Origin of the sequence: Burkholderia sp. 28_3, assembly GCF_003253915.1 — a bacterium.
Classification (GTDB): Bacteria; Pseudomonadota; Gammaproteobacteria; order Burkholderiales; family Burkholderiaceae; genus Burkholderia; species Burkholderia cenocepacia.
Genome location: NZ_QKZF01000003.1, coordinates 26860 through 40173 on the forward strand (window position 1 = coordinate 26860; position 13314 = coordinate 40173).

Annotated in this window: 19 protein-coding genes and 1 tRNA gene; 13 read left to right on the forward strand and 7 right to left on the reverse strand. The window is 61.8% G+C overall.

What is annotated here, in order from left to right; genetic code table 11:
* Position 1: 1 nt before the first annotated feature.
* The 10 genes from DFS13_RS08125 (at position 2) to DFS13_RS08165 (ending at position 7310) form a co-directional block, all read left to right on the forward strand.
* Positions 2–718, forward strand: a complete 717-nt coding sequence (locus tag DFS13_RS08125) for a DUF2612 domain-containing protein (RefSeq protein WP_111441585.1) — start codon at positions 2–4, stop codon at positions 716–718.
* A gap of 56 nt (positions 719–774) precedes the next feature.
* Positions 775–1707 carry a hypothetical protein gene (locus DFS13_RS40775; protein ID WP_249206010.1) on the forward strand — a complete coding sequence of 311 codons (933 nt, stop codon included), beginning with the start codon at positions 775–777 and terminating at the stop codon, positions 1705–1707.
* A 12-nt stretch (positions 1708–1719) separates the two neighbouring features.
* Positions 1720–2283 carry a DUF4376 domain-containing protein gene (locus DFS13_RS08135; protein ID WP_111441586.1) on the forward strand — a complete coding sequence of 188 codons (564 nt, stop codon included), beginning with the start codon at positions 1720–1722 and terminating at the stop codon, positions 2281–2283.
* Positions 2284–2290: 7 nt separating this feature from the next.
* Positions 2291–4282 carry a glycosyl hydrolase family 28-related protein gene (locus tag DFS13_RS40235; RefSeq protein ID WP_181461607.1) on the forward strand — a complete coding sequence of 664 codons (1992 nt, stop codon included), beginning with the start codon at positions 2291–2293 and terminating at the stop codon, positions 4280–4282.
* 50 nt (positions 4283–4332) lie between these two features.
* Positions 4333–4719, forward strand: coding sequence for a hypothetical protein (locus DFS13_RS40780; protein WP_242460806.1), 387 nt, complete (start codon positions 4333–4335; stop codon positions 4717–4719).
* A 2-nt stretch (positions 4720–4721) separates the two neighbouring features.
* Positions 4722–5288 carry a glycoside hydrolase family 19 protein gene (locus tag DFS13_RS08145; RefSeq protein ID WP_249206014.1) on the forward strand — a complete coding sequence of 189 codons (567 nt, stop codon included), beginning with the start codon at positions 4722–4724 and terminating at the stop codon, positions 5286–5288.
* A gap of 77 nt (positions 5289–5365) precedes the next feature.
* The gene (locus DFS13_RS08150) at positions 5366–5998 is read left to right on the forward strand and encodes a hypothetical protein (RefSeq protein WP_111441588.1); all 633 of its coding nucleotides are present in this window, start codon (positions 5366–5368) and stop codon (positions 5996–5998) included.
* A 2-nt stretch (positions 5999–6000) separates the two neighbouring features.
* On the forward strand, positions 6001–6207 hold the full coding sequence (locus DFS13_RS08155) for a hypothetical protein (protein ID WP_069705179.1): 207 nt from the start codon (positions 6001–6003) through the stop codon (positions 6205–6207).
* 45 nt (positions 6208–6252) lie between these two features.
* Positions 6253–6717, forward strand: a complete 465-nt coding sequence (locus tag DFS13_RS08160) for a hypothetical protein (protein WP_111441589.1) — start codon at positions 6253–6255, stop codon at positions 6715–6717.
* Positions 6714–7310 (forward strand): alpha/beta fold hydrolase, encoded by a 597-nt coding sequence (locus DFS13_RS08165; RefSeq protein WP_111441590.1) that lies wholly within the window; start codon positions 6714–6716, stop codon positions 7308–7310. The genes DFS13_RS08160 and DFS13_RS08165 overlap by 4 nt, the downstream gene beginning before the upstream one ends.
* Here DFS13_RS08165 and DFS13_RS08170 read toward each other — a convergent pair.
* Entirely contained in the window at positions 7294–8367 is a 1074-nt protein-coding gene (locus DFS13_RS08170) for a tyrosine-type recombinase/integrase (RefSeq protein WP_111441591.1), read from the reverse strand. The genes DFS13_RS08165 and DFS13_RS08170 overlap by 17 nt on opposite strands.
* A gap of 120 nt (positions 8368–8487) precedes the next feature.
* On the opposite strand from DFS13_RS08170, the gene dusA reads away from it, so the two are divergent.
* Both dusA and DFS13_RS08180 read left to right on the forward strand, forming a co-directional pair.
* Positions 8488–9528, forward strand: coding sequence for a tRNA dihydrouridine(20/20a) synthase DusA (gene dusA / locus DFS13_RS08175; RefSeq protein WP_111441592.1), 1041 nt, complete (start codon positions 8488–8490; stop codon positions 9526–9528).
* Between the two features lie 54 nt (positions 9529–9582).
* A tRNA-His gene (locus DFS13_RS08180) sits at positions 9583–9658 on the forward strand.
* A 6-nt stretch (positions 9659–9664) separates the two neighbouring features.
* Here the strand turns inward: DFS13_RS08180 and DFS13_RS40240 are convergent.
* A complete protein-coding gene (locus DFS13_RS40240; protein WP_166677909.1) occupies positions 9665–9841 on the reverse strand; it encodes a hypothetical protein in 177 nt (58 codons plus the stop codon).
* Between DFS13_RS40240 and DFS13_RS08185 the strand changes: the two genes are divergently transcribed.
* Positions 9831–10664, forward strand: coding sequence for a toll/interleukin-1 receptor domain-containing protein (locus DFS13_RS08185; protein WP_166677908.1), 834 nt, complete (start codon positions 9831–9833; stop codon positions 10662–10664). The two genes, DFS13_RS40240 and DFS13_RS08185, sit on opposite strands and share 11 nt — an antisense overlap.
* A 15-nt stretch (positions 10665–10679) precedes the next feature.
* On the opposite strand, the gene DFS13_RS40785 is transcribed toward DFS13_RS08185, so the two are convergent.
* Genes DFS13_RS40785 through DFS13_RS08210 form a run of 5 tightly spaced genes read right to left on the reverse strand, consistent with a single transcriptional unit; the run spans position 10680 to position 13300 of the window.
* Entirely contained in the window at positions 10680–11801 is a 1122-nt protein-coding gene (locus DFS13_RS40785; RefSeq protein WP_111441594.1) for a hypothetical protein, read from the reverse strand.
* A gap of 2 nt (positions 11802–11803) precedes the next feature.
* Positions 11804–12043, reverse strand: coding sequence for a DUF4224 domain-containing protein (locus tag DFS13_RS08195; protein WP_166677907.1), 240 nt, complete (start codon positions 12041–12043; stop codon positions 11804–11806).
* Complete coding sequence (locus DFS13_RS08200; protein WP_111441596.1) at positions 12040–12696, reverse strand: hypothetical protein; 657 nt, start codon at positions 12694–12696, stop codon at positions 12040–12042. The genes DFS13_RS08195 and DFS13_RS08200 overlap by 4 nt, the downstream gene beginning before the upstream one ends.
* Positions 12693–12890, reverse strand: a complete 198-nt coding sequence (locus DFS13_RS08205) for a hypothetical protein (protein WP_034201656.1) — start codon at positions 12888–12890, stop codon at positions 12693–12695. The genes DFS13_RS08200 and DFS13_RS08205 overlap by 4 nt, the downstream gene beginning before the upstream one ends.
* The gene (locus tag DFS13_RS08210) at positions 12887–13300 is read right to left on the reverse strand and encodes an HNH endonuclease (protein ID WP_181461608.1); all 414 of its coding nucleotides are present in this window, start codon (positions 13298–13300) and stop codon (positions 12887–12889) included. The genes DFS13_RS08205 and DFS13_RS08210 overlap by 4 nt, the downstream gene beginning before the upstream one ends.
* Positions 13301–13314: the final 14 nt, after the last annotated feature.

A 13314-nucleotide genomic window follows, 5' to 3' on the forward strand; every position in this document is an offset into this window, starting at 1 on the left:
TATGGCTACGCTCGACGACTACTCGAAACTGATCACGTCGGAGCATCAACCGCAGCCACGCTACATGGCGGTCGTGGCGGCGCTGACGCAACCGGTTGTCGACCAGATCAACGTGCTGCAGGGCATCACGGCAGCATTCGATCTGGACGACGCCGTCGGCGTGCAGCTCGATGTTCTCGGCCAGTGGATAGGTCGAAGTCGCGAGGTTGCGACGCCGCTGACGGGCGTCTACTTCTCACTCGACGTCGATGGCCTAGGATTCGATCAGGGGGTGTGGAAAGGCCCGTACGATCCCGATACCGGTCTTACATCGCTCGACGATGAAACGTATCTCGCCGTTCTGCGCACGAAGATCGCGGCCAATCATTGGGACGGCACGCCGGCGGGCGCGCAGGCGATCTTGGATGCGCTGGCGCCACCCGGATCACTCGTTTTCATCCAGGACAACTGCGACATGTCGATCACGATCGGCATCGCAGGTGCTCAGCCGACGGCGCTATACATCGCGCTGTTGAACAACGGGCTGTTGTCGATCAAGCCTGAGGCCGTGCACGTCAACTACGTCGTGACTTCGGTACAAGGCGCTCCATTGTTCGGCTTCGACGTCAGCAACGAGCTCATCGCGGGCTTCGATTCAGGTTCGTGGGGTGTATCGGCTCTAGCCCTCCCTAACGAGCTTGACTATACGTTCACGCTCGACAGTTCAGTCCTCGCTTAACCATCTTCCTTTGCCGTCGATATTCGCGCGGCGGCGTCACATATCCCGGAGTTCGAATGTCAGTCGAAAACGACTTCCTTGCCTTCGCGGTTGGGGCGGGCGCAAATGTCTTGTCTCAGGCCGCCTATGCCTCGATGACGGCCCTCGGAACGGGCTTTCAAGCCGGGACCGCTCAGTCCGCTGCACTGAACAAGGTGTGGCGGCAGAGCAGCATCATGTCGGCGGTGCTCGCACGGTTCATCGTCGCTCAGACGGGGCAACCTGCCGTTGACGACGGTACTACGGAAACGCTTCTTGCGAACCTTACCGCTGCGATCTCTGCCGTTTCCCAAACGGCAGCATCGGGGCGATTGCTGAATGTCCGCGTGTTCACTTCCAGTGGCACTTATGTCTCGACGGTGGGCACGAACAAGATCATCGTCGAGATGGTCGGCGGGGGAGCGGGTTCGAACAGCCTGGCCGCTCCGGGACCCGGGAATTACTCGCTATCGGCAGGCGGCGGATCTGGTGCATATGCCAAGTTTCTGCTGACCAGTGGTTTCACTGGGGGCATCCCGATAACTGTTGGGAACGGAGGCGGCATCGGGTCGAATGGTGGCACGACCTCATTCGGAGTCTTCATGTCGTGCGGTGGCGGCCTAGCTGTTGCGGCGTTGTCCGCGTTGAGCCATGCCACCTATCCGACTGCAATCACCGCGGAAGCATCGGCGGGCTCAGCCTCGGCGCTGTCCTCCGGAACGTTGCTTGCGATCTCGGGTGGTCAGGGGACGCCAGGCATCAGTACAAACACCGGTATTTTGGGCGGAGCCGGCGGATCGAATCCACTCGGTAATGGCGGTGCATCTCTGGGTGCTGCTGCGAATGCAGTTCAAGGCCAAGGATTTGGAGCCGGGGCTGGTGGCTGCTGCACCGATGCAAGTGTGAGCAACGTTGCTGTCACGGGTGCCGGCGGATTGGCGGGCGCCATCATCGTCTATGAATTAGCATAAGAGGGCGAAAATATGTCGATCTACGCATGGATCCAGAACGGCAAGGTCGCGGAGATCATCGAACCGGTATTCGATAGCTCGGGAAATGAAGTTCCGATCTCGACTCGCTTCCCGGAGCAACTCGTTGCTGAATTTGTCGATGTGACGAGCGTCTCAGGCGTGGCTGTTGGTTGGCCGTGTATAAACGGCGTGGTATCGGCGCCGACCGGCCCTGTCCTGGCTCAAGTGCAGGCGGACCAGTACGCACTCCTCGATTCCGCCTATCAGAACGCGATCATCCAGCCTGTGTCGTTCAAGACTGCTGGCGGCGTGACCAAGACCTTCCAGGCTGATGCCGGCAGTCAGAAGGTGCTCATGCAGACAACGCAGGGTTACGCAATCTCTGGTTCGGTGCCAACGGGCTTCTACTGGGTATCGTCCGACAACACTCAGGTTCCATTCACGCTCGCCGATCTTCAGGGGCTATATCAAGCCATGCTCGCTCAGGGTTGGACAGCCTTCCAGCACCGGCAAGCGCTCAAGGCGAAAATCGGAGCTGCGACCACGGTCGCTGCAGTTCAAGCTGTCGTCTGGTAAAAGACCAATGAAAATTATCCGCAAAATCTTCATCGGCATGTTGAGCGTTGCCCTCCTCCTGACGATGCCTGCTTATGCGCAGGTGAACTTCATTCCGGGGCAGGTGCTGTCGGCCGTACAACTGAATAGCGCGTTCGCAAGCGTCTTGCCAATCTCAGGAGGCTCGCTTGCTGGACCGCTGAGCGTGCCGAGCCTGTCGGTGACCGGAGCGCCCATTCCAGTGACGTCCGGAGGTACCGGCGCAAATTCAGCGCTGGGCGCTGCGAATCAGTTGCAGTACAAATCGTCGGCGACGGGGAGCATTGCACGGAGCTATCAAAGCAAGTTCGCAGAAACGGTCAGCGTACTCGATTTCGGGGCGGACCCGACCGGAGTAGCAGACAGCGCGCCAGCCTTCCGATCTGCCATCAGTAGCAATCGGCGTGTCCTAGTGCCGCCTGGCACGTATCTTTTCGCATCCACCCAGACCGCGCCATGCTGCGCATTCGATCCGCCGGCAGTGCTGGTGCAATCGCAGAGCAACTTCGAGATCGACGGCTATGGGGCAACTATCACGATCTCCAACAGCATTGCCGGTCCAACACCGGTATCGGCGTTTCATTTCGATAAGGACAGCAATTTTGTGGTCTCCGGGCTGACGATTCAGGGAAATCGCGCCGGCCTGAATGCGAGTCAGGAAAACGTCGGGATCACGATTTCCAGCGGAGTAAACTTTGCTATCCGAAGCATTCACTACACCGGAGACTATAGCGGGGCCGGAGCGGCTATCGCGGGCGACTGGTGGGTGAACGGCGTCATCGAGAATCAGACGTTAGACGCCGGCGGTCAATGCATGGATGTAGCATATCTGCAGAACGTCCGTATCAATGGATTCCATGCGGTTGGATCAGGGAACGGGACAACCATTTCGTCGTCTTCGCCGGGTATCAAGTGTTTCAGCGTGATTGTTGATCCTCCGAATGCGAGCAACAACAATACTGGAGTGCCATTTACAGCGACCAATGGCGTTACTTTGACCGGCTTCGACGCATCAAATTTCAATACCGGTGCGTACGTCACTACCGGCAGCAATTACAGTTTTTCTGGGAATCGCTGGCACGATAATCCCGGGTCCGGTACGACTCCTGGATACGGCATGTACATCGTAAATAACAATGCGGTCAGCGCAGGTGCGCCGCCGATGTTCATGAACGTTTCCGACACGTTCGAGAATAACGGGGCAACAGTTGCCGGTGCAGGAGTGATGCTTGATACCACTGGCGCGAATGTGGGCGATGTTACGACCGGAATCAATATTTCCAGGTCTGTCTTTCACGGTAATCGAGGTCCCGCAGTCGGTGCGAACACGACGAGCAATTTCTCGGACATTAAGGTGTCTGGGAATGCTTATAGCGGGAACACTGCGGTCCTCAATCCGAACGCAGCAGCGATAGCCGCTAACACTGACGTCGTGAATTATTCGACATCGGGAAGCCTGGGCTCAAATATCCAAGTGACGGCAGGTACGAACGGTTACTTGCTGGGCAACATTGCATCGGGAGCAATTCCGGGCGATGGAACTGTCAATGGCGCAAGCATCCTTGGATGGAATGCGTCTGGTGCACAGGGGGAAACGGACTTTATCAATGCGAAGGGCGCAGGGACTACCGGCGGGTTTAGCTGGTACACATGGAACGGTACGACAAAGACCTTGATCGGTAGCTTGTCTCCGGCAGGCAATCTTTCGTCGATTGGTACTGGAACAATGCCCCTTTTCAGTGTCAGCGGAGCAGGGGTAAATGCGCCACATATGGTTCAAGGCACCGTCGCGCTGTCGTCTGGCTCGGCGACGGTCACGCTCAGCGGATCGGCGGCATTCTCGTCCTCGTCGACCTATACCTGCACCGCGAACGATACGACCACCGCGAATGCGGTGAAGGTCAGCCAGGGCTCCGGCACGTCGATCACGTTCACGGGTACCGGAACCGACTCCGTGCAGTTTCTCTGCGCGGGAAGCTGATCGACCAAGCACAGCCGCCTACGGGCGGCTTTTTCATTTCCGGGGGATGAATGACCGACAACGCATCGGCGCCGGCGCGCGTCGAGGAACGGCTGCGCGCGGGTGACCGCCGCTTCTCGAAACTTGAGCAGCGAATTGACGCGAGCGACGCAGCGGTAAAGGCGCACCTGCAGCGGCAGGACGAGAAGATCGACGCCATCGTGGCCTCGGTATCGCTGATCCAGACGAACACACAGTCGATGGTCGACACATGGGAGGGAGGGGCGCGCGCAGTGCGCGCGTTGTGCCGTCTTGCTGATGCGTGGCGTTTCCTTGTCCGGCACGTCGCCGGCCCGACGATCGCGTTCGGCACGGTCGGCGTGATCGTCTTTCGCTATATACGACACGAACCCATCCCCGATTGGGCGAGCGCGGTCGTGAAGCTGCTTCTGGGGTGACCATGACACCACAAACTCTTGTCGCCGCGCTGCAGATTCCGCTCGCGCGCGCGACGCCGTGGGCCGACCCACTGTCGGCAGCGATGGCGCTGTACGCGATCGATTCGCCGGCGCGGCAGGCTGCTTTTCTGGCGCAGTGCGGCCATGAGACGGGCGGCTTCCAGTGGCTCCGCGAGATCTGGGGGCCGACGGCCGCGCAGCGCGCGTATGAACCACCGGCCGCGAAGGCCGCTGAGCTGGGCAACACGCAGGCGGGCGACGGCTTCCGGTACCGCGGCGGCGGCCTGCTGCAGATTACCGGGCGCTACAACTTCCGCGTGATGGGCCAGAAGATCGGCATCAACCTCGAGGCCAACCCCGACCAGATCACGCAGCCCAGCGTGGCCGCTGAAGCTTCGGCGCAGTTCTGGGCGGATCGCGCACTGAGCGCGTTCGCCGATGCCGGCGACTTCCTGGCTATCAGCCGCGCGATCAACCTCGGCAATCCGCGCTCGGCGGCCACGCCGAACGGTATGCCCGACCGGCTGGCGCTCTGGGGTTCCTGCAAGAAGGCACTCGGCGTGGCCTGACGCGCCAGTTTTCGATTTTTCGAAATTTCTCAATCCAGCCCGGCCGCGCGCCGGGCTTTTTCATTTCCGGACCAGACATGACCCGATGCAGCCATGACGTTGCGCTCGAGAAGCGCTGCGAGAAGTGCACGGCCGAGGGCCTCGCCAGCCTGCCGAAGATCGCCGGCGAGCACGCCGTACGCGTGACCGACGTCGAGATCGAGTACTACCCGGATCACCCGCCGCGCACCGAGTCGGCAACGTTCCGGCGCACGAAAAAGGAAGGCCACGCGGCCGGCCTGCGCTGCGCGATTAGCGGCCAGCCGGCGCCCGAGTATCACCACCTGTTCTGCGAGTGGGCGGATTCGGATGCGATCGACTGGGCGGTTGTGCGCGGCGTGGCGCTGGGCGAGGTGAAGGAGCTGCCGGTGCTCGACCCGGCGACCGATCAGCCGACGAAGGAGCTGTATCCGGTCGAGGAATCGTTCCTCTGGCTCGTCTGCAAGCTCGTCGAGCTGCGTGGCTTCGACTGGCATGCGTTCGATCCGGCGAAGCCTGAAACCTTCGTCGATGCGATGACGAACATGCTTCCGCTGTCGGCGAAGTTCCACCGCTCGCCGACGCACGGCATCCATCACCGGTCGTTCCCGACCTTCGTGTTCCAGGCGTTCCCGCGCAAGGCCGGGTTCGTCTTCACCCCGGACGAGCTCGTCCAAGACCACAAGGAGTAGCCATGCCCATGAAATCCAGCCTCGTCAGCGGCGGCATCACGCTCGGCGTCACCGACCTCATCCCGACCGTCGACTGGGCGCTCGGCGGCTTCCATGGCGCCGTACCGACCAGCGCATCGTCGCTCGTCGCGACGCTAATCGTTGCCGGCCTGCACGCTGCCTACAACGCGCTCGTCGCGCGCGCGGCCGCGAAGGGCGCCCAGCAGTAACCCCCTCCCGCCGCGCGCCGCGGCACCACTCCCGAAGGAACCCCCATGAAGAAGCTCATGCCGCTTGCGGCAGGCATCGTTGCGTCCGTCCTCATCGTCGCGGCCGGGTGCACGACGGCCCAACAGCAGAAGCTCGCTGATTTGGCGGCGAACGCCAAGGTGCAGGTCGCGCAAGCCTGCGCAGTCGTGCAGCCGACGCTGCTCGACCTGAGCGCGTCGTTGCCGAACGACGCGAATCTGAAGCAGCTCGCCGCGGACAACGGCGAGATCTGCGCGGCCGCGAAGGCACTCGATCCGACGAGCGCTCAATCGCTCGTGAACACGCTGATCCCGCAGGCGATCGGTCTGGTTGGCATGCTGCCCATCGATCCCGCCGCACAGGCATCGATTCGCCTCGCGCTCGGCGCCGCGTCGATCGCCCTGTCGAACTGGCTGACGGTCTATGGCACGCCGACGGCAACGCCGCCGGCCGCCGCGTCGACGCCGCTCGCGGGCGCGCCGCTGCAATGACCCCGCGCGACTACGCGCTGCTCGCGCAGGAGGCGTATTCCGCGAAGCCGGACATCGGCAAGGCGGACAGCGCCTCGCGCGCGATCGTGCGGCTGACGGCTGCCGGCCTGGTCGTCGCGTTCCCGGGCACCGACAACCTCGACTGTGTCGCGGCCGATCTCGACGCCCATCCGATCGATGTCATCGGCATCGGGCAGGTGCATCACGGTTTCTGGAAGGCGTGGGGCGCGATCGCCGTCGACGTGCTCGCCGCGATCGACGGCCGGCCGGTGACGCTCGTCGGGCATTCGCTCGGCGCCGCGATCGCGATCATGGCGGCTGCGGCGATGGTGGTCGGCGGCAACCCGCCGGCGGCCGTCTACGGCTTCGAGCCGCCAAGGGTGAGCACAAACGGGAGCGTCGCCGCGGTGCTCGCCGCGGTGCCGCTGAACCTGTTCAAGAACGGGAACGACATTGTGCCGGACCTGCCGATCGACTGGGAGCATGCCGGCCCGATCCGGCAGGTCGGCCGGGCGTCGCTGCCGTTCCCGAACATTGCTGACCATGCGATCGCGCGGGTGATTGCGGCGCTGACGGTCACGACTCCCGCTTAGGCGCCAGAATGTCCAGCCACTTCCAGCCGGCCCACCGGTCGCCGCTGTGACGCAAATGTGTGTAGCGCTTGAGCGAGATCCAACTACGGTGTCCGGTCACGGCTGCCACGTGCGGAATGTTCCAGCCCATCTCGAAAAGCCGCGATGTGCCTTCGTGGCGCAAGTCGTGAAATCTCAAGTCTTCGATCTCGAGAAAGGTGCAGGCGGCCGCGAAGCTATCGCTGATCGAGCCGGCGTTGTAAGGGAAGATCGGGCCGGATGTAGGGCGCACGGCTTCTACGATCCGCGCGGCCTCAGGCGGCACATCGCACCACGTGTCGTTTCCCTTTTTCTGGCCCGGATGCTTCATATCGCGCACTAGCTGCCTATCGCCCTCGAAGTCCTCGATCCGAATCCGCGTGATTTCCTCCTGCCGGCGCGTCGAGAACATCGCATAGACGATGATCTCGCGCATCGGGATCGTAGCGCGGCCGCGCTCCTGCATCTCGGTGTAGTAATCGAGGATCCGATTGAGCTCATCCGGCGTCGGCCGGCGGTCGCGGCTGCGCGAGCGGTCGGTCATGCCGAGCCGTCGTAGGACGACCATTGCGTCATCCAGCTCCTTCTCGTCGAGCGGATAGCCCCATGCCGGCCGCGCGATGCGCACGACGGCCGCCAGATGCGAGATGTAATTGCTGACCGTCTGAGGCTGCACATTCAAGCTGCGCGCGAAATCGACATAGTCGGGGCTTTTCAGCGCCGAGCATTTCCGGCCGCCGATCGGCGCGGCCTTGATCGAGTTCAGCACCTGCGCCTTGGTTCGGCCGATCCCTTTCTTGTCCTCTCTCACATACCGGTCAATCGCGTCCGCCAGCGGTGGGTCTTCCTGCTTGGCCGACTCCAATGCGCCGGGCGCCTTCAGCGCCTTCTCGCGCTTTTCCATCCAGGCTCGCGCAGCCGCCTCCCGGTCGAATGTCTCCGCTTCGGTGTAGACGACCTTCCCGTTCTCTTTTCGGCGAATCTGGGCGGTGTACCCTATACTTCCATCCTTACGTTTTCTCGGCGTGATCGTTCCCATGGTCCCCAGTGCTACACGGCAAAAATCGGAGCAACATCGTAGCACCGAGCCGCGAAAAGCCGCAAAAACTACTGAGAAGCGCGTCGAATCACACATGCCGAAAACCGGCGTAAACGCTTGATGCAACAGAATCTTTCAACTAAATCAAAGGGTAGGCGCGTTTCGGTGGCCCCGATGCTCGACTGGACGGACCGCCATTGCCGGTCGTTCCACCGCACGCTGACGCGCAATACGTGGCTGTATACGGAGATGATCACGACGGGCGCGCTGCTGTTCGGCGATGCCCAGCGGCATCTTGCGTTCACGCCGAGCGAATCGCCGATCGCGCTGCAACTGGGCGGCAGCGAGCGGGACGATCTCGCGCGCGCCGCAAAGCTCGGCGAGCAGTGGGGCTACGACGAAATCAACCTGAACTGCGGGTGCCCGTCCGAGCGCGTGCAGCGCGGTGCGTTCGGTGCATGCCTGATGAACGAGCCGCAACTCGTGGCCGACTGCGTGAAGGCGATGCGCGATGCGGTGGCGGTGCCGGTGACGGTCAAGCACCGGATCGGGGTCGATGCGGTCGAGGACTACGCGTTCGTGCGCGACTTCGTCGGCACGGTGGCCGAGGCCGGTTGCGAAACGTTCGTCGTGCATGCGCGCAACGCGATCCTGAAGGGACTGTCACCGAAGGAGAATCGCGAGATCCCGCCGCTCAAGTACGACTATGCGTATCGGTTGAAGCGCGATTTTCCGTCGCTGGAGATCGTGATCAACGGCGGTATCACGACGCTCGATGAAGTCGCTCAGCATCTCGAGCACGTCGACGGCGTGATGCTCGGCCGCGAGGCGTATCACAACCCGTACGTGCTGGCGGAAGTCGATGCGCGCTTCTACGGATCCACCGCAGCGGTACCGACGCGCGAAGAGGCTGAAGCGCAACTGATCGCGTATTGCGCGGCCGAGCTGAAGCGTGGCACCTACCTCGGTGCGATCGTGCGGCACGCGCTCGGGCTGTATCGCGGCATGCCGGGCGCGCGTGGCTGGCGTCGCGTGCTGTCCGACAACAAGAAGCTGGCGCGCGGCGATCTGGCCGTGTTCGACGAGGCGCGCGCGCATCTGAACGAAGCCGAAGAAATTTTTGAAAAAAAGGCTTTGCAAGATTCAAAAGTGTTCGTATAATCTTGTTCTTCGCTGCTGAAACAAAACAGCGAAACGAAGCAAGCAGTATCAGTGGTGGCTGTAGCTCAGTTGGTAGAGTCCAGGATTGTGATTCCTGTCGTCGTGGGTTCGAGTCCCATCAGCCACCCCAACAAATTCAAGCACTTGCAGCAGAAACAAGCTGATGTGTTACAAGTTTTGGAAGATGAGATTCCAAAATTTGGAAGATGGAAAGCAAGAGCCCGCCGAAGCGCGGGCTTTTTTGCGTCCTTGTGTGCTGTTCGATACCTGCGGGGGTAGGGATGTCGTCTTTCAAGAAGCCGTTGATTTTCATTTCGCATATCCACGAGGAAGGCGAACTTGCCAAGCTCTTCAAGGACGCAATCGAGGTCGAGTTCGGTGGATTTGTTGAGGTGTTTGTCTCATCTGACCATCAAGGGATCGCACAGGGCACCGGGATCGCGGCAGGATCGCATTTCGTAGAAGCAGTGGAAGCCGGTCTGGTGAATTGCATTTCCGCACTTTATTTGATTAGCCCGAAGTCAATCAGTCGCCCGTGGGTCAATTTCGAGTTAGGTGCAGTTTGGTGCCGAGGTGCAGTACAGAAATCCAACGGCGGCAATCGAATTATGGCGCTTCCCATTTGCCATTCAGAAGCGTCGCGATCAAATCTGCCGGCACCACTCAACGCACTGAATGCGATCAACGGAAACGCTCCGGCAGACCTTGAGTTTGCATTCAAGTCGCTTCAGCGTGAGCTTGGAGTGGCAGGGTCGGCCCTTAGAACCGATTTCAGTCAACTTGCTGCGCGTGTAATCGATTTCGAGCAACGGAATACTGTAGGGGATGCCCTGAAGCGAGCAATTTGGGCATTGGGCGGCGATGATAGACCCGCCGTTACGCAATTTGTTGACACTTGCCGACAAGAGGCGCTGCGCGGAACGCGAAGCCTCACAGTGAAAGCCGACCGTACTTTGCAGTCTAGTGTCGACAGCATTCGAACCGAATTGGGCAATGCCCTTAAGGGGAAGATGACACTCAAAATTGTCTCTTCTGGCACCGCATTTGGGACTGGGGGAACGCACAACATCTGTGATATCGAACTCGTGTTCGATCCGAATCTTGTGGTGACGCATACGAATACGATCCTATCGTGAAGATACCTCGTCGCGTTAGCGCGTTGCTCTGACTTTTCGCTGGCGCCGACGATCGTAGGTTTTGCGTACCATGCGCTCATCCGCATGGCCAGTCGCATCGATAATCCGGTCGTCGCCTTCCTCCTGCCGATCGGTGACCGCCGCCGGCCGCATGTCGCGCAACGCAAACCGTTCGAACGGCACGCCGCGCGCCTGCGCTTCCTTTTCGCAGTAGCCCATCAGCCGCGACCAGTTCGTGTTCCATCCGCTGCGTGTGTACACTTGGCCGGCGGTGTTGCCGAACACGTGCACGCTCGACGTGCGCTGCAGCGCGAGCGCCTCGTCGATCACCGCCTTCAGCTCGGGTGACCACAGCACGAGCTTGACTCGCTGCTGTTCGCCGGCCTTGCGCTTCCCGATCGGCACCTCGACGCCTTCAGTGCGGATGCTCTGGCGGTGCAGCTCCCGCATCTCCGTCGGACGGCTGACCGTCAGATAGGCGGCCTTCACGCATAGCGCGAGGATCAGGTACGCGGAACTCGGATGCTGGTCGCCGATGCTTCGACGCGACCGCGCGACTTCTACTGCGAGATCGATCTCGTCCTGACGCACGTACCGCTGGCGCGGCCGCGTCGGGTTGTATTCGATACCGCGGCACGGGTTGGTTTCGAGCTCGCCGCGGCGCCGACCATATTCGAGCACCGCAGACAGCAGGGCGATTTCCTTGTTGGCCTTCGCCGGCGCGCCGAGCTGCGCACGTTTGTCGAGGTATCCGTAGACGTGCTTCGGCTTGATCGCCGCCGGCACCATCTTCCCGAAGACCTTGACCAGGCGCTTCGACTCGACGCGGTTCTCGTCAAGGGTGGACTGAGCCTTGTGGCGCTCATCGGTGTGCGGCAGGCCGTCCTGCCATTCGAAGTACCGGGCGACGAGCGCCTCGACCGTGCCGGGTTCGATCGCGTTTCCGTTGAGCGCCTCGGCGCGCTCAATCGCCTGCTTGCGGATCTCGGCAAGTGCTTCCTTGTTGTGCGCCGGCGCCGACAGGCGGAACGCCCAGCGGCCGTTCGGCAGCTTGTAGCCGAAGCTGACCTTGTGTTTCCCGTAGTGGGCGTAGAGCCGGAAGGGCAACCCATCCGGCCGTTTGCGTCGTCCGATCATGATCAAAGTGCGGCGAAGTTCGGTTCTTCCGACGCGGCGGCGCGGTGCCGGCGCGCGGGTGTTGGCAGTGCAGTGCCGTTCATGCGGGCGTCGTAGTACTCGCGCGCGACGAGCGGCACGCCGGCGATGTTGACCGCGAACGGCCAGTGATTGCGCTCGAGCCAGCGCTTCATGCAGGCATGGCTACGCGGCTTGCAGCCGACCAGCTCGGCTAGCTCCGGAGTGGTGAGATAGAGGCTCATGATTCGATCCTTCGAAATGCCACGACCCATACCCATGGGTTCATGTCCCAGCCGTGCCCGCGAGCGGCATTCAGGCTGTCCCACAGGTCGTGGAATGCGCGGATGCTCGGCGGCCGGAAGGCGCCGGCACTGTAGCCGCGCATGTGGTGATCAGCGATCGTCACGCCTTCGTCGCGCGCGTCCGACTCGCTGATGCTCTGGAGGCGCTCGGCGCGCACGCCGGTGATCTCGAGCGTGATGCGTGAGGCGGCGCGCAGCATGTGGATCGACGGAATCCACGTCTCGCCTGGCTGCAGTTCGTATCCGTCGGCCGCGTACGCGGCGACATGCGAGAACACGCGCGGGCCGTCGGGATTGGCCTCATCGAGCTTCCACCAGTTCAGGTGCGTCTCGCGCACCCACAGCCGGTCGCCGGGTTCCCCGAATGGCGACTTGCACCCCCAGTCGCCGTCGTCGCTGAATGCACCGAAGATTTCATCGCCTGGCGCTTCGTCGCCGTGTCGATCGACGATTGTCGGGTGATACCGCGCGACGGTGATCGGCGCGACGTCGTCGGGCGGCTGGTGCTTCATTACGCGGCGCGTCTGCGTTTTACGGCCTTCGAGGATGGCGCGCACCATCGGGCAGCTGAAAAGGATAGGGCGTTCCATCACAGGTCGAGCTCCTTCGTTTCTGCGAACGTCGTCGTCGCGAGGCGCACCATCTCGCGGATGTTTGTCGACAACTTCCACGACGGGTAGGTGGTCGCGAGTTGCTCCTGCAACTTCTTCCACTCGCCGAGCGTCATCGTCATGGTGAGCGTCATCGGCACGTCGTCGGGCCGCTGGATTTTGAATTCGGATTTCATCGTGCCTCCGGGAATTCGTCGTGCGTGCGGCCGTCGAGGTGGCGGCCGGCGGCGTGCGGCAGCAGCCGGCCGAGAGAGTCGCGCTGACGCTCGGCGGTGTGTTCGCGACTATGGTCTGCGCGCGGCTTCAATTCGAGATTCGCGTACCGGTTGTCGGCCTTGTTCTCGTTCTTGTGGTGCAGCAATTCACCAGGTCCGGGGCGCGGATTGCCTGCAGCGCACCACACGACCAGATGTTCGTATGCGTAGCCATTGGCATCGGCAAGCGGGTGTTCGGTGCCGACGCGGACCTTCACGTAACCATCGTCGCTCAGCATGCGCCCGTCGTTCCAGCGATGGTGTGCATCACCGCGTTTTGTGTTGTGCCACGAGTTCGGGTTCTTCCCGCGTCCGTCGGGCAACTGATCCACGGGCACGCCGAGGC